This is a genomic window from Mesorhizobium sp. M0621 (genome assembly GCF_040320745.1).
GTDB lineage: Bacteria > Pseudomonadota > Alphaproteobacteria > Rhizobiales > Rhizobiaceae > Mesorhizobium.
The window spans coordinates 41,133-60,562 of sequence record NZ_JAMYQF010000044.1 but is presented as its reverse complement, the minus strand read 5'-3'; the positions used below and the strand labels follow the sequence as shown (position 1 = coordinate 60,562).

Here is a 19,430-nt window from a genome sequence, read left to right as displayed (position 1 = left end):
GAACACGATCCACCATCGCGAATCTCCCTGCTCCAACCTCACAACAGAATCACTGATCGGCTTCTGTGCAAAGATCTCCTTGTGGGAGAAGGTGGCCTCGCGAAGCGAGGTCGGATGAGGGGTGTTCCAGCTTGGCAAGGACGGAGATCCGTCACCCACCCCTCAACCGTCTCGGCGCTGCGCGCCGATCCACCTTCTCCCACAAGGGGAGAAGGAAAAAAATCCGCTTGACCTCAACTTAAGTTGAGATTGTAGGCCGTTCTTGGAGCCCGAAAATAACATGGTCCAAGAACGGAATTATCGAAATGAGCAAGACAAGTCAGAATGTTAACGGTGGCAGCGTGTTCAGGGTGGACAAATTCGTCGTCCCGGCCGCCGCTCGCGAGGAGATACTCGCCAAGGTCCGGACAACGCATGAATTGCTGCGCCGGCAGCAGGGCTTCGTGCAGGATTTCCTGCTCGAGCAATTCTCGGGGCCGGGCGAATTCAACCTCGTCACCATCGTCGAATGGGAGAGCCAGGCGGCCGTCGACAACGTCGTGCCGATCGTCAAGGCGGCGCACGAGCGTATCGCCTTCAACCCACAGGAGACGATCGCCCGGCTTGGTGTTCGGGCCGACATCGCCAACTATCAGCGGGTTCCCGGGCTTTAGCCGGGCCAGCCGACGCCAGGTGCCGGCGCTTCCACGCTGAGCACCTGGCCGGTGCGGGCATCACTGACCATGTGCTCGAAGCCACGCCATTCGGCGGCGAGAATGAACAGTGTTTTCCTGTCGGCGCCGCCCAGCATGCAGGCAAAGCAGCCGCGATCGACAGCGACCGTTTGCAACACTTCACCGCCTTCGAGCACCCGCACGCAATGCTTGTTGGGCACATCCGCGTACCAGATCGCCCCCTCGGCATCGAGGCAGATGCCGTCGGGATAGCCGTCGAGATCGGCCCAGACGCGCCGGTTGGCGAGACTGCCGTCGGCGGCGATGTCGAAGGCGGTTAGTCGATTGGCATGGGACTCGGCGACGATGAGCGTCTTGTTGTCCGGGGTTACCGCCATACCATTGGCAAAGGCGATGTTTTCCGCCACTTGCCGGACCGCGCCGTCCGGCGTGATCAGCACGATGGTGCCGGGGCCGAAATGCTCGCCCGGCGCCGGCGTCGGTCCGCCACCATTGACATAGATATTGCCGCGCCCGTCGACGACGATCTCGTTCCAAGGGCTTTTCGACAGGTCACGCAGATCGGCGTGGGTAACGAGTGTGCCATCTGCTTCCTGCCGCAGCAGCAAGCCCTCGCGGCCTGAGATCACGAGCAGGCGGCCATCCGGCAACCAGTCGATGGAATAGGGCAAGACAGCCGGCACGGTGAGCACAATCTCGCGGTTGCCGTCGGCATCGCCGGCGATGATCTCGCCGGTGCCCCAGTTGCAGAGCCAGAGCTGTCCGTCGTGCCAACGCGGCGATTCGCCGAAGGCGAGGCCGGCGGTCAGGAGATGCGCTTGGGTGGCTGCTGATTTTTTCGACGGCATTGCTGGCTCCTCGGATCGGCTCACGGGCGCTTCGCCTACCTTGGCTGGATCGATGCAAGCGCCATCTCTTCAAGGACGGGCGAGGATGGCTCGCCCCGACAATGGCAATGGGTTTTCCCGGGGGCAATGGGTTTTTCCCGGTCAGGTCAGGGCGCTGTCAACAACGACTGAGGCCGAGGAGCGGCTGCAATCAATGCCTTGCCGATTGTTGCGTTGCGGCGAGGGGGGCTTTCGGCTATTGAGGCCGCAATTGAAACGGAGCCCGTTTTTACCCGATGAGCCTTGTCGATACGGTCAAGAACGCGTTCGTACCGATCCATCGCGAAGGCTATCCCTTTATCGCGGCCTTTGGCGCGGCGACGCTTTTCCTCGGCTATTTCTCCTCGATCCTGTTCTGGATCGGCCTTATCCTGACGGCCTGGTGCGTCTATTTCTTCCGCGATCCCGAGCGCGTCACGCCGGTCGACGACCACCTCGTGGTCAGCCCCGCAGACGGCATCATCTCTGCGGTCGGGCCGGCCGTGCCGCCGCGCGAGCTTGGTCTCGGCAATGTCGAAATGACCCGTATCTCCGTGTTCATGAACGTGTTTTCCTGCCATGTGAACCGCGCTCCCGTACGCGGGCGCATCACCAAGATCGAGCATCGGCCGGGAAAATTCCTCAATGCCGAACTCGACAAGGCCAGCACCGAGAACGAGCGCAACGGCCTGGTCATCGAGAGCCCCAACGGCACGGTTGCGGCTGTGCAGATCGCCGGCCTGGTGGCGCGCCGCATCGTCTGCTGGGCCGAGGCCGGCGGCTCGATCGCCATCGGCGAGCGCTTCGGCCTGATCCGCTTCGGCTCGCGTGTCGATGTGTTCCTGCCGCTGGCCGCCACGCCGCGTGTTGCCGTTGGCCAGACGGCGGTCGGCGGCGAAACGGTGCTGGCCGAATTCGGCGGTGTCGCCGGCACGCCTCTTGTTCGGATTTCCTGACCGTGGGCACGCAATACAAAAAGTTCGAGGCCCATGCCAGCGGCGGTCCGCGCATCCGCGAAATCCCGATGCGTATGGTGCTGCCCAATCTGGTCACGGTGCTGGCCATCTGCGCCGGCCTGTCCGGCATCCGCTTCGGCTTCGAAGGCCGCTTCGAGCCGGCGGTGGTGATGGTGCTGCTGGCGGCCTTCCTCGACGGCATTGACGGCCGCCTGGCGCGGATGCTGAAGGCGACCTCGAAATTCGGCGCCCAGATGGATTCGCTGGCCGACATCGTCAATTTCGGCGTGGCACCTGCTCTGGTGCTCTATGCCTTCCTGCTCGACCGTGCCGGCTCGCCGGGCTGGATCGCTGCACTTCTGTTCGCCATCGCCTGCGGGCTGCGGCTCGCCCGTTTCAACGTGCTCGACGACGACAAGGCCGATCGCCCCCTATGGCAGTCCGAATATTTCGTCGGCGTGCCGGCGCCGGCCGGCGCCGTGCTGGTGATGCTGCCGCTCTATCTCTATTTCCTGCGCACAGGGCTGGAGCCCAGTCGTCCAGCCGCCTTCGTCGCCACCGGCTTCACCATCCTGGTCGCCTTCCTGCTGGTCAGCCGGTTGCCGGTCTATTCCGGCAAGAGCCTGAGAATCCCGGGCGACAGGGTGTTGCCGATCATCCTTGGTGTCGTGCTCTACGTGCTCTTGCTGATGACCTATCCCTGGTACACGCTGACGGCCTCGGTCGCCGGCTACCTGATCTTCCTGCCGTTCAGTGTGCGCGCCTATTCCAAGCGCGCCAAGCGAGAGGGCGAGAAGGTGCCGCCTTCGGACATAGGTTGAGCCCCGGGGTCGAGTCCTGGGCTTGAGCCCTTGCAGCAACAAATCGCTCCGGGCGCAAGCGAAGCGCTCATGGCGGTTTCATGGCTGCTCCTGGCTCCGTCGGGCATTGCATGAGATTCGCAACAGACGATCAGGCAGCCTTGGCGGATCGCGCGCTCTGGCTTTGTTCGGAAAGCCACGCCCTCCACGTCCGTTCTCCGCGCCGTTCGCCGGTTTCGACCAACCCCATGCTGCGGCTCATCTTCCGGCTGAACGGCAGCGGCAGGATGAAACGCTTGATCCCAAGCGCTTGGCAATACTGCCGCGCGAAGGTTGAGAATGGCATTGTTTCGGGGCCGCCGATCTCCGGCCATACCCCACGTTTCCCGTCGCCGGCCGCCTCTGCCAGATAGGAGCCTACGTCGCGCGTATCGACGGGATTTGAGGGCGAGGTTGGCAAGGGCCAGACCGGCAGCCATTTCAACCCACCCAGCATCTGCGCCAGCAGGTAATAGAACGGCGTCGCGCGAATGACTGACCACGGCAGCGGGGACTCTCTCACAAGCTGTTCGCCCGCCAGTTTCACCCGGGCATAGGGCAGGCCGCTGAATTCGAGGCCGACGATCGAAACGAAGATGAAGTGACCGACACCGGCACGCTGCGACGCGGCAAGCAAGTGCCGCGTGCCCTCGATATCGACGCTTGCCGGGCTGGAGAAGAAATCGATCGGCCTCATACCGCGCCTGGCGATCGGCGAGAGCGTCGCGGCATGGATGACCGTGTCGACGCCGCCAAGAGCCTCATCGATGCCTTCGCCGGTCGCGAGATCGCCAATGGCCCATTCGACGGAGTCGTCTTGCCCGGCTTTTCTGACGAGCAGCCGGACGATATGGCCGGCCTCGTTCAGCGCCGGCACGAGATCGCGGCCGAGATGCCCCGTTCCCCCGGTGACAAGTATTTTTGCCACTCAAGACCTCCGTGCCTCGCTGCTGGTGGTGGTGAATGGTCTCTCACCAATAAATCGTCGATCAGACAAAAACGTGGCGGTGAACGCCACATTCGCGCCCGCCGGTCCGGTTCGGAAGAAGGAGGAGACGCTACGCCGCGACGCCGAGCCCCAGCCTGTCGATCGCCAGCTTTCTCGTCGACACATAGTCGGTCTTACCGGATCCCAGCACCGGGATTTCCTCGACCTTGACGATGTCGTTCGGCACCATCAGTTCGGCGGCACCCGCCTGTTTGCCGAATTTGCGCAGCTCGTCGGGATTGGCGTCGTCGGCGGTGGTGACCAGCACGATGCGTTCGCCGCGCCGCTTGTCCGGCACGGCCACAGCCGCATGGCGTTCTTCTGGCCATAGCGACTGCACCAGCATCTCGACCGCACCCAGAGATACCATCTCGCCGGCGATCTTGGCGAAGCGTTTGGCGCGGCCGCGAATGGTGATGAAACCTTCGCGGTCGACGGCGACGATGTCACCGGTGTCATGCCAGCCGGTCAGCGGCTGCAGCTCGCCGGGACGGTCCGCAGTCATGTAGCCCATCATCAGGTTCGGTCCGTCGAGCCACAATTGACCGGCGTCGGAGATGCCCTCGACCGGTTCGAGCTTCATGCGCATGGCCGGCAACAACCGGCCGACGGTGCCGTCGCGGCCATGGATTGCGGTGTTGACGGCAACCACGGGTGCTGCCTCGGTCAGTCCGAATCCCTCGATGATCTCCGCCTGGAAGCGCTCGCGATAGACGCGGCGGGTTTCCGGCTTCACCGCCTCGGCGCCGGCGACGACGAAACGCAGGCTGGAAAAATCGCCGTCCTTGGCGGTGCGCGCATAGTTGGCGAGGAACGTGTCGGTGCCGAACATGATGGTCGGTTTCACCTTGCGTGCGACCTCGGGGATGATCTTGTAGTGCAGCGGTGAGGGGTAGAGGAACAATCTTACGCCGGTGACCAGCGGCAGGATGGTGCCACCCGTCAGCCCGAACGAGTGGAACACCGGCAGCACGTTGAGCAGGATATCGGCGGGCGAGATAGTGATGCGTGCCTCGGCCTGCATGGCGTTGGCCAGCAGGTTTTTGTGCGAAAGGATCACCGCCTTGGGCGTGCCTTCCGAACCCGAGGTGAACAGGATCACCGCCGGCTTGGCCGCATTCTGCCGTTGGAGCGGCCACCGCCACAGCAAGGCGGCGGCGAGCTTGTCCAGCGCGGTGACGCTCTCCCGCACATCCTCCAGCCAGAGCAGCTTGGCGCCACCCTTTTCGACCGCCGCGACGATATCGGCAAGGCCGGCCTTCTCGACGAACGCGCGGGAGGAAATCATGGTCCTTATCACCGCGGTGCGCACGGCAGCGGTGACGCTCGCCGGCCCGGCCGTGTAGTTGATCATCGCCGCCACCCGGCCGGCCGACAGAAGTCCGGTGAGCGACAGCACGATCCCATTGGCGTTCGGCAGCATGAGCGCGACCGCTTCGCCCGGCGCCGTGATCGCCTCGAACCGGCGGCCCAGGACGCGGGCACCGATGAACATCTTGCGGTAGCTCATCGCGCCGGAGATGACGTCCTCGATGATCGTGTGCGAAGCGCCGACCCGATCGGCGGCATCGCGCATGGCCAGGAACAGGCCGCGATCGAGGTTAGTGCCGAAAAGCCGGGCTTCGGCGACACGGTCGAACAACGCATTGGTGTTCGAGGCCTGGTCGGGGTTGCGCGCCACCAGTTCGGCGATGGTCATCGGCTCCAGCACGCTGATCGACAGCTGCGGAAACCAGTGCCGTGGTGCCTTGTCCGCCGGCGTCAACGACACCGGCAGGCTGCGCGCGCCGCCGACGAAGATCGGCACGATGCTGGCGTCGGCCTGCATCGCGATGCGGGTGACGGCACGAAACAGCCGGAACGTCTTGATGTCGGGCTCGACCGCATCCGGCAGATAGACGGCGAGCCGGCCTTTGCCTTTGAGTACACGCACCAGCCGGCGGCTGACGAAGACATGTTCTGCATTGAAGGCGATGGTGCGGCCGAGTTCGCGCCACGGTTCGAGCCAGGGCGACCGCGCCGAGACCTCGTCGAGTATGTGAAGTGTATCGTCCGGCAGCAGCGACAGCATCAGCGCCGGTTCAAAACGCGATTGATGCGAGATGACGTAGATGACGGGGGCCTGCGCCCTGCGAGCAATCTTGATGCGGGTGTCGGCTATCCGGTAGCCGAGCTTGAACGGCACATAGAGCAGCGCCTGGGTGAAGCGCAGGCCGAGGCGGAATTTTTCCACCACGCCGATCAGCAGCCAGGCCAGAACAAGACCCGCAAGCAGCGCCAGTGTCAGGACCATGCCGCGTCTCTCCCAACGATTTTATCATCTCGGCTCTTTTGCGGCCGCTTCGGCCAGAACCTAGACGATGTGGGAGCAACGTCAATGCGGACCTTTTTCGTTCCCCCTTGTGGGGAAGGTGAGGCGGCCTGCTTACGCCGCCTTCAACCGTCCGCTGATAAACCGAAACTCCTGCGTCTTGCCGCCATAGCCATAGGCCGCCGCCGGCACTTCATGCACGAAGGCATAGCTTTCCTCGTGCACGCCGCCAAGCAGGCGGCCGAACGCATCGAAGATCGCCTTGAGATAGGCTTCCAACTCAACCTTGGTGTTGGTGCCGTCGACCACCTTGATATCGAGCCAGAACGTATTGGTGCCGTGCTCGGCCAGCGACTTGCCGCCGGCGAACCAGTGCTGCGGATCGATATAGGATACCGCAACCGCGGTGATCGTCGGATCCTTGCGCAGCTGCATGGCGGTGATTTCGGTAACCTCCTTTGCGATGCGAGCGGACAGAGCCGCGTCAGGCTTGCCGGTGACGTTGACGGTGATGATGGGCATTTTGCTTCTCCTTGGTTCGAGCGGCGTCTGATCGCCGTTGGGAAGGATCATGTCATCATCATTGGATCAAAAAAATCGAATTGTTTTCAACTGAAGATTCGACATAATCGAATTATGGAAACGCTCGATCCCGATCTGCTCAGGACTTTCCTTGCTTTCGTCGACAGTGGCTCACTCGCCCAGGCGGCTTCTAGCGTCGGCCGTTCGGCCTCGGCGGTGACCGCCCAGATGCAGCGGCTGGAGGAAATCGTCGGCGAGCCGCTTCTGGCGCCGCAAGGGCGGGGGCGCGGCCTGACGCCGGCCGGTGAGGACCTCGTCGGCCATGCCAGGCGCATCCTTGCCGCCCATCGCGAGGCCTGGCTGGCGCTGAAGGGCGCGCGGGCTGCCGGACGTGTCGCCATCGGCACCACACAGGATTTCGCCGACAGCGGCCTGCCGGACCTGCTGCGTGCCTTCGCCGTCAGTCATCCGCTCGTCAGGATTGAACTGCGGGTCGGCCGTTCCGCCGAACTTGCGCAGGCGCTGCAGTCTGGCGGCCTCGATCTGGCAATCGTCATGCGTCAGGCTGCGGCTTCGGACGAGGTCGGCGTGCTGCGCGAGCCGATGATATGGCTGTGTTCGCAGAAAGGGCTGGCCTCGCGGCAGGAGGAACTGCCGCTGGCGCTGCTCGATCCCTATTGCGGTTTTCGCGAAGCGGCACTTGCCGCGCTCGATGCGTCCGGACGCCGCTACCGAATCGCCGCCGGCAGCGCCAGTCTGGCTGGCCTGCGCACGGCGGTGAACGCCGGTGTCGCATTGACGCTGCGAACGGCCCGCTTTGCCCATTCCGGCATTGTCGAGGCGCCGCGCGAGCTTGGCCTGCCGCAGGTTCCGATGGCTGAATTCGCGATCCGGCTGCGCGCCGGCGCCGATGGTCCGGCGGGCGACCTGGCGACGCTGCTCCGCGGCAACCTTGCCTTGTCGGCTGGCTGAACGCCAAAGAAAAAGCCGACCTTACGGTCGGCTTGAGAGTAGGACGGGCCGAGGGGTTTGGGGGGACTTGGGGATGGCCCGTCGCACCAATAATGCCTGACCACGATGATGGTTCCGTGACTGTGTCATTTTTTTAAGAAATATTTGACGCCATGCGTTGCGAGCGGGTCATCAGCCAATCCCGCCCCGCATGGGCAAACACCGCGCACAACACGATGGCGCCGCCGATCATACTGGCGGCCGGCGCAATCTCGCCCAGGAACAGGAAGGCAAACAGGATCGCGAACGGCACTTCCGCCGAGCCGAGCAGCCCGGATTCGGCGGGCGGGATGAGCCGCGCGCCCTCCGTCCACAGGATCGAGGAGAGTGCGAAGGACGCGCCGAAAGTGGCGAGCAGAACGGCATCCCTTGGCGAAACCGCCAGCGGATCGGTGACGAACCAGCCGAGCACGAACAACAGGAAAGCCGAAACCGCACCGGCCCACACCACGGGCGTGTCGCGGAAAGCGCGCACCATGATCATGTAGAGGCCGCTGCCGATGGTCATCAGCAGCGCCAGTCCGTCGCCGAACAGATTGCCGCTGCCGAAGCCGGACCAGACCATGATCGTCACGCCGCACAGCGACACGGCGGCGGCGACCATCGTCTGCAGTCGGAACGGCTCGCGGGTCAAAATCCAGGCCAGCAGCGCGGTGACGAAAGGCGCTGTGGCATAGATGACGGCGACATTGGCGACGAAGGTGAACTTGAACGCCGAGATGAAGGCGATGCTGGCCAGCGCCCCCTCCACCGCCAGCAGCCAGCCGCGCCAGCCAAGGCGCAGCGTTTCGCGGTTGCCGGAGCGGCGGCGGCGCCATAACACGTAGAGGCTGATCAGGATCGCACCGACAAAGCCGCGCCAGCAGATGATGGTCAGCGGGTCGGCATGGATCGACTTTGTCAGAACGCCGGTCAGGCCGAAGACGGCGGCCGACGACGACACCAGGATGATGCCAAGCGTGCGCTCCGCGGCGGTGTCGGTGGCGGCTGCAATGTCAGTCATGCAGCCAGCCTACGCCGTTCAGTCCTGACATCGTGGCGTCAGCAGTGATGGTGATCCACATCATAGCCGCTTACGAAAATGCTCGGTGCCGACGATCAGCAGGCCGGCAGCGATGATCAGGGCCGCACCCAGGAAGACTTCGCGGCGCGGCACGTCGCCCCAGATCGCAAAGCCGAGCGCGAATGCCCACAACAGCGAGGTGTATTCGAGCGGTGCGAGGACCGAGGCCGGTGTGCGCTTCATGCCCTCGAAGAGAAGATATTGCGCAAGGCCGCCGAGCGCACCGACGCTGGCAACGAGCAGCAATTGAGCCCAGTCGGGCGTCTGCCACCAGAGCAGCGCCGGCCCCGCTGCGAACACCAGGAAATAGAAATTGTTGAGAAGGAGCTGGATCATCGAGCGCTCGGCAAGGGCGGTCTTGCGCAAGAGCACGATGGCGATGCCCCACAAAAAGGCGGCCGCCAGCACCAGCAGCACCGGCACGGACAGGCCGAGATGGGTTGGGTCGCAAGCGACGAACACGCCGGCAAAGCCGATCAGCACCGCCAGCCAGCGCAACATCGGCACCTTTTCGCCAAGCATCACCACCGAAAGCACGGTGACGATGATTGGCGCCGCATAGTAGACGGTGGTCAGTTCGGCCAACTGCAGGCTGCGCGCGGCGTTGTAGTAGCAGAGCCAGGCGGCAAGCGTGAAGGCGCTCCGCACCAGCATCGGCCGCACGATCGGCGAGCGCGCCGTGTCGGCAAACAGCTGTCGGCCGCCGATCGCCGCGCAGGCGCCCAGAATGGTGATGCTGCGGAAGAACATGATCTGCCAGACGCTCATGCCGACGACCAGCAGCTTGATCGAAGCATCCTGCGTCGAAAACAGCAAATAGGCCGCACCGGTCAGCAGGATGCCGACAAGAACCCGCTCGCGTGTTTCGAGAATGGCGATATCGGCCATAAGGCGCGTGGGACCAAAATTGCCGGAGCGGCAGAGATGCTGTGAGGAGCAACACAAGGGACCTGGGAATTCAGCTCCCTCGGCACCAAGCTATACGGGCGAAAGTCGGTGCAGCGCTACGCCAGCCCCGTGCTTATGTTGGCGCAGGCGTTCCATGGCGAGCCGCACCGTCGCAAAGCTTACTGCGTCGCCTGGTAAAGCTCCGAAGCGGCCTCTTTCAGGGCGCGCCGGCCGTCGGACCTGAAATACATCATGTGTCCGCCCTCGACGACATCGAGGCGGATAGGCTTGGCATTGGCGAGCGACGGGATCTGATTCACCAGATAGCGCGAGGCGAGGTATGGCGTGACCAGGTCGGTGTAGCCGTTGACGATCACGACGCCGAGCGAAGGGTTCAGCGAGCGTGCCCGCTGCAGATCGTCCATCACCCCGGCATAACCTTGTCGTGAGGCGCTGGTCCCGTAGTCCCAATTGTGGCTGATTTCGCCATTGAGCAGCCGATAGCTGACATCGGTGCGGAAATTCAGTTCGTCGCTGACGTAGCCGACGAAAGCCGACGTCAACGCCGGCACGCTGCGGTCTAGCACCGGATCCGCGCCGGCGATGCGGGCGCTCTCGGGCGCGATATCGGCCGTGCCGATCATGGCGTCATATGGGCTGAGCACTTTGCCGCTGGCACGGGCGAACTCCCTTGCGAACAGGCCGGTCGGGATGCGGGCGGAGTTCCGCTGCACGAGGTCGAGCGGCAGGCCGGTGATGTCAGCCACGCGTTGGCTGGCCAGTCGCCTGCCTTGCTCTAGTCCGCTGGTGAGCGCCGTAAGGTAATCGCCCAGCGCATAATGTTCGACTTCGGCCAGCTTCTCCCGCAACGCATCGCCGCTGACGCCTTCGGCGCGTAGGCGCACCGCCGCCAGGGAAGGCAGTTCGAGCGCCCAATGCAGCGGCTCGAATTCGTCGGGCTGCACCAGCGTGAACTCCAGCGCCGACGAGATCAGCACGATGCCGTTCGGACTGATGCCGATATCTTCCTGCAATGTCCTGGCGAGCAGCGCCGCGCGGAAGCCGCCATAGCTTTCGCCGGCAAGGAACAGCGGCGACCCGGTGCGGCCGTTCTGCGCGAGATAGAGCCGGATGAAGGCGCCTATCGAGCTGGCATCCTGATTGACGCCCCAGAAGTCGTGCGTGTCCTGGCCCGGTGCCTCGCGGCTATATCCGGTTCCCACCGGATCGACGAAGACCAGATCGGTCATGTCGAGCCAGCTGTCCGGATTGTCGATAAGCCTTTGCGGTGAAGGCAGAAATTCGCCGTCGGCTCCCGTCGCGATTATACGCGGACCGAGTGCGCCGATATGCAGATAGGCGGACGCTGCTCCAGGGCCGCCGTTGAACACGAAGGTAATCGGCCGCTGCGGATCTTTGGTCGCGCTTGCCGGTGGCTCCAGCGTGTAAGCGACATAGAAGATCTCCGCCGTGACGTCGCCCTTGCCGGAAAGCAACGACAGGGTGGCGGCCTTGGCCTGATAATCCAGCTTGCGCCCGGCGAGGGTGATCGAATGGTTGGTGATCTGCGGCGGCGGCAGCAGGGACAGCACGCCGCCCGAGGGGCCCGGTCGCTCCGCCGTTTCAGCCAGGACGGGCTGCGCCAGGGCGGCAAGCATTGGCAGGATAAGGAAGATCAGTTTCAGCTTGACCGGCATGGTGGCTCCGCGAGAACGACTCCCGCATAGGTATGGCCGAGATGATCGAAGTCAAAGGAAATGGCTATTTTGAACTTGCAACGGCTTGCGCTAGGGTGAGCCGGAATGCAGTCGAACGTTTCTCTCGATCAGTTTGGGCGCTGGAGCGACGGCGTGGCCGCTGCGGCAATGGCTGCGACGCCCGAAGAGTTGTCGGCTCGCTTCACGGCGGCGGCGAGCGGGCTGGTTGGCTCCGACCGCGTCTATGTCGGCTTCTACCATCGCGATATCACGTCCCTGACTATAGACGATGCCGGCCCCGATCGCTGGAACCGCGACTACGACGCCCACATCTATCGCCAGGATCCCTTCTTCCAGAGGTTCGCCAGCACAAGGCAGGATTTTCTGTTGCCGCTATCGGCTCTGCGCAATGGCGACTTCCGGCGCACACCCTATTATCGCGAATTCTATGGTCCCTCCGACAGCTTCGACGAGATCACTGGTGTGTTCAATCTCGACAGGCTGACCGCCGGCTATGTCACCTTTCTCAGGCGAAACGGGGCGCCGGCCTTTGGCGAGCAGGATCTGGCGATGGCTTGCGCGGCAAGCAGCGCGACGAGGCTCATTCTGCAAAGGCTGCTTCATCTGTGCCGCTCCCGGGACAAGGGCGCCGCAATCGGTGAGGGGCGATCGCGGCTGAGCAGCCGAGAGAGCGAGATCGCACGGCATCTGGTTGGTGGCGGCAACGCCAAGACAATTTCGCGAAGCCTCGCTATCTCGCCCGGTACCGTCCGCAACCACATCAAGCAGATCTATCGCAAGCTTGGCGTGCACTCCCAGGTCGAGCTGCTGGCGACCATCCGCGACGTCGTCCAGGGCTGACGACTTCCGCGCCGGCCCTATCTTCTTTTGACGCAATTCCGGACGGAAAACCGGTACGCACTTTTCCTGGGATTGCTCTATTGTCCCGTGACGATGCGCGTCCACATGCGGTTTTGTGATCGCAGCCACTTTGCGTCGTTGTTGTCCACCACGAACAACTTGGCCTTGACGGCATCGGGCGGAAAGACGCCGGGATCGCTGGCTATCGCCTTGTCCATCAGCGGCAACGAGTCCGGTATCGCGTTGGCGTAGGAGACATAGCTGGAATTGGCCGCGGCGATATCGGGCCGCAAATTGAAGTTGATCCAGGCCTGGGCGTTTTCGGGATGCGGCGCGTCCTTCGGCACCGCCATCGTATCGAAGTTGATGAGCGTGCCTTCCCTGGGAATGGAATAGGCGATCTCCAGCTTCTTGGCGGATTCGGCGGCGCGGGTCCTTGCCTGAAGTATGTCGCCCGACCAGCCCAATACGACACAGATGTCGCCGTTCGCCAGGTCGTTGATGTATTTCGACGAGTGGAAATAGCGGGTGTAGGGTCGCACCTTGCCCATCAGGTCCTCGACCTTGGCGAGGTCGTCGGGGCTGGTCGATTTGGGTTGATGTGAAGGTAGTTCATCGCCATCGGAATGACTTCGGCGGGAGCGTCGATCATGGCCACGCCGCAATCGGAGAGTTTCGAGACCATTTCGACGTCGAAAACCATGGCGAAGGAATCCGTCGGTGCGTCCGGTAGCCGCTGCTTGACCGCCGCGACGTTGTAGCCGATGCCGTCGGTGACGGCCATGTAGGGCACGGCATGCAGGTTCCGCGGGTCGGCGCCCGCGATCAGCGAGAGGGCTTGCGGATCGATCTTCGAGTGGTTTGCAAGTTTCGCTTTGTCGAGTTCCAGGAAAGCCCCCGCCGTCACCTGGTTCTTCAGGAACGGATAGGCTGAGGGGTAGACCACGTCATACCCGGAGCCGCCGGTGAGCAGCTTTGTTTCGAGGACCTCGTTGCCGTCATAAACATCATAGCGAACCTTGATGCCCGTCTCCTTCTCGAATTTCTCGGCTGTGTCCGGCGCGATGTAGTCGGACCAGTTGTAGACGTTGACGATTTTTTCCTCGTCCGCCGAGGCCGTACCGGCGCAGATGCCGCAAGCAAGCCCGGCAAGCAGGGTTGAGAAGATCAGAGCGCGCATCAGTGTTCTCCTTTTCGCTGCCGGTTTTCGGCATCCGTCGTCCGTCAACGTCGTTGCGGGGCATAGACCGGCAAGGTGATGCAGGCGACATTGCCGCCGCCCAGCAAGATCTCGCGGGAATTTTCGATGCCGACTATTCTGTGGTCGGGAAACAGCGCGGCCAGCTTCTGCTTGGCAGTCACGTCGAGATCGCAGCCGAACTGCGGTACGACGACGACGCTGTTGCCCGGATAGTAGTTGATGTAGCTCGCCGCGATCCGGTTTCCGGCCGGTCGCGCCCAGGTCGAATCGAGCCGGTCCACGCTGTCGCTTTCTTCAAGCGTCATCTCGATCGGCAAGGGATGCGGCAGTCGATGGACCTCGAGCGCACGACCGCGCGCGTCACGGGCCGAACGCAACACGTCCTCGGCTTCCCGCACGATCTCATATTGTGGATCTTCCCGATTGTCGGTCCAGCTCAGCACGACGACGCCGGGGCGCACGAAGCAGCAGACGTCGTCGACATGGCCGTCGGTCTCGTCGAAGGCTAAGCCGCGTGGCAGCCAGATGATGGTGTCGACACCGAGATAGTCGCCAAGCTGCCGCTCCACCTCAGCCTTGCCGAGATGGGCGTTGCGATTTCGGTTGAGCAGGCATTGCTCCGTCGTGATGAGCGTGCCCTGGCCGTCGCACTGCAATCCGCCACCCTCGGCGATCAGCGGCGCCCGGTAGCGATCCATGTTCTCGATCTCGAGCACCTTTTGCGCCGCCAGGTCATCCAGGTCCCATGGCACGTAGAGGCCGCCGTCAAAACCGCCATAGGCGTTGAAGATCCAATCGACGCCACGCACATCGCCATGGTCGTTGACGACGAAATTGGGACCGCTGTCGCGCAGCCAGGAATCGTTGGTGGACATTTCCACGACGCGCACATTGCCTGGCAATCGCGCCCGGGCATTCTGCCATTGGCGAGCGGACGCCGCCACGGTCACCGGCTCGCTCTGCGCGATCGCCGCGGCGACATCGACGAACAGCTTCTGCGCCGGCTTGGCGCCGAGGCGCCAGGTGTCCGGCCGCTCCGGCCAGATCAGCCAGCAGCCTGATTTGGGCTCGAATTCGCCGGGCGCGCGAAACCCATCCTGCCTAGGCTTTGTCGAGAGGGTACGGGGCATCTGGGAACCGCCGGAAAAATGGAGTGACGACTTGCCCGGATCAGACGTTTTTGGAGCCTTGTCCGTCAATGTCCCATTTGGGATATTGTGCGGTGGCGGCCGGCCCTTGCGGCAAGGATGAATGGCATTGCCTTGCCATGGTGATCGGCGCAAATCTCGGCCGGACGGCGTTATGCCGGTGCTGGGAACAGTCGACGAAAGGGGAGAGCGGATGGATGCGACCGAACTGAAGGCCATGCAGGCGCCGCTGAAGCAGGCCTATCGCGACGACGCTTCGCAAGCCTTGATCACGCTTCGCGCCAAGGGCTCGATCGACGACCAGTCGGTCGCCTGCAAGGTCGAGACGGGCAGGGCGCTCGCCATTGCCGGTCTGCATCCGGCAACCGGCGGCTCAGGCCTTGAACTCTGCTCGGGCGACATGCTGCTGGAGGCCTTGGCGGCCTGCGCCGGGGTGACGCTGAAGGCAGTGGCGACGGCGCTTGAGTTCAAGCTCGGCGCCGCCACGGTGGAAGCCGAAGGCGATCTCGATTTTCGCGGCACGCTCGGTGTGGCAAAAGATGCGCCGGTCGGCTTTCGCGCCATCCGGCTCAATTTCAACCTCGACACCGATGAACCGCAGGGGCGGATAGACTCGCTGCTGAAGCTGACCGAGCGCTATTGCGTGGTGTTCCAGACCATCAGCCAGAAGCCGGAACTGACGGTTTCAGCTCAGCGCTGAGGATCTCCCCCCTCGAGGGGGAGATGTCGCCGAAGGCGACAGAGGGGGTCGGAATGACGGGGCGCGACCTCCTACGTTGAAAAGAGAATGCCGGCGCTCCACGCGCGGCGACCCCCTCTGGCCTGCCGGCCATCTCCCCCTCAAGGGGGGAGATTACGCTCACTACTGCGCTGACGGTTCTTCGGCGTCACCCTCGTCGGTGAAGGGCGAGGCGCTCGGCACGCATTGCACCGACCAGCCGGCCGGTGTCGGCTGCTTCTGATATTCGGTGATGGCGGCGGTACACTGTTCGCGCTTGTCGAAGGTGCTGGGCAGCACGACCATGCCTCCCTGCGGGCCGGCGATTACCAGATACCAGACCAACGCTGCTGCGGTCGTAGCCATGGGGATTTCCTCTGCCAGTTGGGCGCTTGTTGTGGGAGTCGATGCGATCCTACCAACTCCACGGAAATGACGAAAGCATGACCGCGGATCAGCCTTCCGCCGTCACATCACAGCCGCGTGATGTGACGGCGGATTCCAGCCCAAATTTCGAAGACCAATCGGCTCAGTTGGTGGCAAAACAATAGAACAGGCCATCGCCTCCGGTGCCCTTCAGCGCCTCTTGGCTGCAGCCGCCGCGCGAGGCATGCGAGGAATTCCAGGATTTGGCGGCCGCCGAATCGTCAAGGCCGGTACGGTCGTGATGACCCATCATCGCGGCCCCCTCGGCACCGCTCATCGTCCAGTCGCCACAGGTCTGGTCGGCGATCTTGGTGCCGTCGGGTTTGGAGCCGGTCAGCATGTCGTGGCGGTTCGGCGTGTCGCCGCGGCCGTTGACCACTTCGCCCTTCTCGTTCAGCGCCGTCTGCTTGGTGATGCCGTTGGCGTCGCTGTGCAGCGAGGCGACGTCGTCGGCGATCTTGACGCCCTTGGCGTTCACCCACGGCCCCTTGCCGATGCGGTCGCGCGCATCGGTGTCGCTGGTCGACAGATAGGCGGCCCAGGTCTTGCCGGTGACGCCGGCGGCCTCCGCCAGCGAGGCGCAATGCGCGTCGGCGCCCTTGAGGCCGCCGAGATCGGCTCCCTTGCCGGACCCGACGCTGGTGACGAAGAAGCTCATCGTTGCGTCTTGCGAATAGGCGGCGCCCGCGGCTGCGATCAGGGTAGCGGCGGTGGCGAGAAGCAGTCTGCGCATGGTGTCCTCCGTTTCGACCGGTTACGTCAGAAGAAACGTTGCCGGAGGCCTATTTAATCCATCTCGCAATCAAGTTTTATTCCGGCTGGCGATAGGCGACGAAGCGATTGTGCTTGGCCTGGAAGATCAAACCTGTCTCTTTCAGGTCCGGGCTGGCCAGCGGCACGATGCGTTTGGCGATCTCGGAGGGGTGCGGCAGCGTTTCGGGATCCTCGCCCGGTACCGCCTGCGCCCGCATGGCGGTGCGGGTGGCGCCGGGGTCGGCGGCGTTGACCCTGAGCGGCAGGCTCTGTGTCTCATGCGCCCAGGAGCGCATCATAGTCTCGACCGCCGCTTTGGATGCCGCGTAGGGCGCCCAGAACGCGCGGGCCGAGTGCGCCGCATTGGAGGACAGGATGATGGCCCGGCCGGCATCGGAGAGCCGCAGCAGCGGGTCGACTGAGCGGATCAGCCGCCATGTCGAGGTGACGTTGATGGTCATCACCTTCTCGAAGGTTTTTGCTTCGACATGGCCGATCGGCGAGATGACGCCGAGCACGCCGGCATTGGCGACGAGAATGTCGAGCTTGCCCCAGCGCTCGTGGATGGCGCCGCCCAGCCGGTCGATGCCGGCCATGTCGGCGAGGTCGAGCGGCACCAGTGTCGCCTGGCCGCCGGCTGCCTTGATCTGATCGTCAAGCTCTTCCAGGCCGCCGACAGTGCGCGCCACAGCGACGACATGCGCGCCGGCGGCAGCCAATTCCTTGGCGATGAAGTAGCCGATGCCGCGCGAGGCGCCGGTAACGACCGCAACGCGGCCGGTAAGGTCGAGGGTCATGCGAGAGTTTCCGTACGGTCGGCGTGAAACACCCCCCTCTGCCCTACCGGGCATCTCCCCCTCAAGGGGGGAGATCGACCAAACGCAATGCTTTCGCCAATTGCGAACGGCGCAGAATTGGCGCTAGGCCCGACGTGGGCCAATCTCCCCCCTTGAGGGGGAGATGTCCGGCAGGACAGAGGGGGGCAAACTGGCGAAAACAAATGACCGTCCGGCAATCCTACGTCCCGCTCGTCGCCAGCAGCGACAGCGTGCGCACATTGTCGTGGCCTTCGAAGTCGAGCAGGCGGGTCGGGTACTGGCCGGTGAAGCAGGCGTCGCAGAATTGCGGCTGATCGTTGTCGCGGCTGGCCTCGCCCACGGCGCGGTAAAGCCCGTCGATGGTCAGGAAGCCGAGCGAATCGACGCGGATGAACTCGGCCATTTCTTCCACAGACATGCGTGATGCCAGAAGCTTCGACTTCTCCGGCGTGTCGACGCCGTAGAAGCAGGAGGCGCGTGTCGGCGGCGAGGCGATGCGCATATGCACTTCCTTGGCACCGGCGTCGCGCACCATCTGCACGATCTTCTGGCTGGTGGTGCCGCGTACGATACTGTCGTCGACCAGCACCACGCGCTTGCCCTCGATCATACGGCGGTTGGCATTGTGCTTCAGCTTGACGCCCATGTGGCGGATCGAATCGCCGGGCTGGATGAAGGTGCGGCCGACATAATGGTTGCGGATGATGCCGAGTTCGAAGGGAATGCCGGCCGCCTGGCTAAAGCCGATCGCCGCCGGCGTGCCCGAATCCGGCACCGGCACGACAATGTCGGCCTCGACCGGGCTTTCGAGCGCCAGCTCGGCGCCGATGCGCTTGCGCACCTCATAAACGTTGCGGCCTTCGACCGAGGAATCAGGCCGCGCGAAATAGACATATTCGAAGATGCAGAAGCGGGTCTTCTGCGGCTCGAAGGGGAACAGGCTTTCAATGCCCTTGGACGTGACGACGACCATCTCGCCGGGCTTCAGGTCGCGCACGAAACGCGCACCGATGATGTCGAGAGCGCAGGTTTCGGAAGCCAGGATCCAGGCGCCATCGAGATCGCCCAGCACCAGCGGGCGGATGCCGAGCGGGTCGCGGCAGCCGATCATCTTCTTGGCCGTCATCGCGACCAGCGAGAAGGCACCCTCGACCTGCCGCACCGCATCGATGAAACGCGAGTTCAAATCGCGCTCCTTGCTGGTGGCGACGAGGTGCAAAAGCGTCTCGGTGTCGGAGGTGGAGGAGAAGATCGCGCCTTGCTTCTGCAGCGCCCGCTGCACGGTCATGGCGTTGGTCAGATTGCCGTTGTGGGCGACGGCGAAGCCGCCATCGGCCAATTCGGCGAAGAAGGGCTGGATGTTGCGCATGCCGGCGCCGCCGGTGGTGGCGTAGCGCGTGTGGCCGATGGCGCGGTTGCCTTGCAGGCTGTCGATGACGCGCTGCTTGGTGAAGGTGTCGCCGATCAGGCCGACATGGCGTTCGACATGGAACTGGCTGCCGTCATAGGAAACGATGCCGGCCGCTTCCTGGCCGCGATGCTGGAGCGCATGCAGGCCCAATGTGACGATGGCCGCGGCATCTTGCCGGCCGAAAATGCCGAACACGCCGCATTCGTCGTGGAAATGGTCGTCGGCCTCGGCGGAAAGCACGTCGTCTGCGTCTGCCATCTTAAGCTCCGCTAAAATCGC

At 63.7% G+C, this 19,430-nt stretch carries 18 protein-coding genes and 1 pseudogene; 6 read left to right on the top strand and 13 right to left on the bottom strand.

Features of this window, described 5'->3' with window-relative positions:
* The first annotated feature begins 305 nt into the window (after positions 1-305).
* Positions 306-653, top strand: a complete 348-nt coding sequence (locus NKI38_RS24840; protein WP_352661961.1) for an antibiotic biosynthesis monooxygenase — start codon at positions 306-308, stop codon at positions 651-653.
* Here NKI38_RS24840 and NKI38_RS24835 read toward each other — a convergent pair.
* Positions 650-1,522 (bottom strand): SMP-30/gluconolactonase/LRE family protein, encoded by an 873-nt coding sequence (locus tag NKI38_RS24835; protein WP_352661958.1) that lies wholly within the window; start codon positions 1,520-1,522, stop codon positions 650-652. The two genes, NKI38_RS24840 and NKI38_RS24835, sit on opposite strands and share 4 nt — an antisense overlap.
* Before the next feature lie 275 nt (positions 1,523-1,797).
* Between NKI38_RS24835 and NKI38_RS24830 the strand changes: the two genes are divergently transcribed.
* Positions 1,798-2,496, top strand: a complete 699-nt coding sequence (locus NKI38_RS24830) for a phosphatidylserine decarboxylase (protein WP_352661955.1) — start codon at positions 1,798-1,800, stop codon at positions 2,494-2,496.
* 2 nt (positions 2,497-2,498) lie between these two features.
* Complete coding sequence (locus tag NKI38_RS24825; protein WP_502899382.1) at positions 2,499-3,317, top strand: CDP-alcohol phosphatidyltransferase family protein; 819 nt, start codon at positions 2,499-2,501, stop codon at positions 3,315-3,317.
* 130 nt (positions 3,318-3,447) lie between these two features.
* Here NKI38_RS24825 and NKI38_RS24820 read toward each other — a convergent pair whose 3' ends face one another.
* The 3 genes from NKI38_RS24820 to NKI38_RS24810 all read right to left on the bottom strand — a co-directional run bounded on the left by NKI38_RS24820 (position 3,448) and on the right by NKI38_RS24810 (position 7,156).
* The gene (locus tag NKI38_RS24820; protein ID WP_352661952.1) at positions 3,448-4,263 is read right to left on the bottom strand and encodes an SDR family oxidoreductase; all 816 of its coding nucleotides are present in this window, start codon (positions 4,261-4,263) and stop codon (positions 3,448-3,450) included.
* A 130-nt stretch (positions 4,264-4,393) separates the two neighbouring features.
* Positions 4,394-6,616 carry an AMP-binding protein gene (locus NKI38_RS24815; protein ID WP_352661949.1) on the bottom strand — a complete coding sequence of 741 codons (2,223 nt, stop codon included), beginning with the start codon at positions 6,614-6,616 and terminating at the stop codon, positions 4,394-4,396.
* Between the two features lie 132 nt (positions 6,617-6,748).
* Positions 6,749-7,156 carry a tautomerase family protein gene (locus NKI38_RS24810; RefSeq protein WP_352661946.1) on the bottom strand — a complete coding sequence of 136 codons (408 nt, stop codon included), beginning with the start codon at positions 7,154-7,156 and terminating at the stop codon, positions 6,749-6,751.
* A 114-nt stretch (positions 7,157-7,270) separates the two neighbouring features.
* On the opposite strand from NKI38_RS24810, the gene NKI38_RS24805 reads away from it, so the two are divergent.
* Positions 7,271-8,128 carry a LysR substrate-binding domain-containing protein gene (locus NKI38_RS24805; protein ID WP_352661943.1) on the top strand — a complete coding sequence of 286 codons (858 nt, stop codon included), beginning with the start codon at positions 7,271-7,273 and terminating at the stop codon, positions 8,126-8,128.
* 133 nt (positions 8,129-8,261) lie between these two features.
* On the opposite strand, the gene NKI38_RS24800 is transcribed toward NKI38_RS24805, so the two are convergent.
* From NKI38_RS24800 to NKI38_RS24790, 3 genes are all read right to left on the bottom strand, one after another.
* Complete coding sequence (locus NKI38_RS24800) at positions 8,262-9,170, bottom strand: DMT family transporter (RefSeq protein WP_352661940.1); 909 nt, start codon at positions 9,168-9,170, stop codon at positions 8,262-8,264.
* A 60-nt stretch (positions 9,171-9,230) separates the two neighbouring features.
* A complete protein-coding gene (locus NKI38_RS24795) occupies positions 9,231-10,118 on the bottom strand; it encodes a DMT family transporter (RefSeq protein ID WP_352661937.1) in 888 nt (295 codons plus the stop codon).
* Between the two features lie 179 nt (positions 10,119-10,297).
* Entirely contained in the window at positions 10,298-11,815 is a 1,518-nt protein-coding gene (locus tag NKI38_RS24790) for a S10 family peptidase (protein ID WP_352661934.1), read from the bottom strand.
* 105 nt (positions 11,816-11,920) lie between these two features.
* Between NKI38_RS24790 and NKI38_RS24785 the strand changes: the two genes are divergently transcribed.
* Complete coding sequence (locus NKI38_RS24785) at positions 11,921-12,676, top strand: helix-turn-helix transcriptional regulator (protein ID WP_352661931.1); 756 nt, start codon at positions 11,921-11,923, stop codon at positions 12,674-12,676.
* Positions 12,677-12,753: 77 nt separating this feature from the next.
* On the opposite strand, the pseudogene NKI38_RS24780 reads toward NKI38_RS24785, so the two are convergent.
* A pseudogene (locus NKI38_RS24780) lies at positions 12,754-13,856 on the bottom strand (polyamine ABC transporter substrate-binding protein).
* Positions 13,857-13,900: 44 nt separating this feature from the next.
* Positions 13,901-15,007, bottom strand: coding sequence for an agmatine deiminase (gene aguA, locus NKI38_RS24775; protein ID WP_352661928.1), 1,107 nt, complete (start codon positions 15,005-15,007; stop codon positions 13,901-13,903).
* 211 nt (positions 15,008-15,218) lie between these two features.
* Here aguA and NKI38_RS24770 point away from each other — a divergent pair, with 211 nt between their 5' ends.
* Positions 15,219-15,725: an OsmC family protein gene (locus NKI38_RS24770; protein ID WP_352661925.1), complete on the top strand. Its 507-nt coding sequence runs from the start codon at positions 15,219-15,221 to the stop codon at positions 15,723-15,725.
* A gap of 162 nt (positions 15,726-15,887) precedes the next feature.
* Here NKI38_RS24770 and NKI38_RS24765 read toward each other — a convergent pair whose 3' ends face one another.
* The 4 genes from NKI38_RS24765 to purF all read right to left on the bottom strand — a co-directional run bounded on the left by NKI38_RS24765 (position 15,888) and on the right by purF (position 19,409).
* Positions 15,888-16,109, bottom strand: coding sequence for a hypothetical protein (locus tag NKI38_RS24765; protein WP_013532531.1), 222 nt, complete (start codon positions 16,107-16,109; stop codon positions 15,888-15,890).
* A 163-nt stretch (positions 16,110-16,272) separates the two neighbouring features.
* Positions 16,273-16,902: a hypothetical protein gene (locus NKI38_RS24760; RefSeq protein WP_352661922.1), complete on the bottom strand. Its 630-nt coding sequence runs from the start codon at positions 16,900-16,902 to the stop codon at positions 16,273-16,275.
* Positions 16,903-16,978: 76 nt separating this feature from the next.
* Entirely contained in the window at positions 16,979-17,719 is a 741-nt protein-coding gene (locus tag NKI38_RS24755; RefSeq protein ID WP_352661919.1) for an SDR family NAD(P)-dependent oxidoreductase, read from the bottom strand.
* A 220-nt stretch (positions 17,720-17,939) separates the two neighbouring features.
* Complete coding sequence (gene purF, locus NKI38_RS24750; protein ID WP_352661916.1) at positions 17,940-19,409, bottom strand: amidophosphoribosyltransferase; 1,470 nt, start codon at positions 19,407-19,409, stop codon at positions 17,940-17,942.
* Positions 19,410-19,430: the final 21 nt, after the last annotated feature.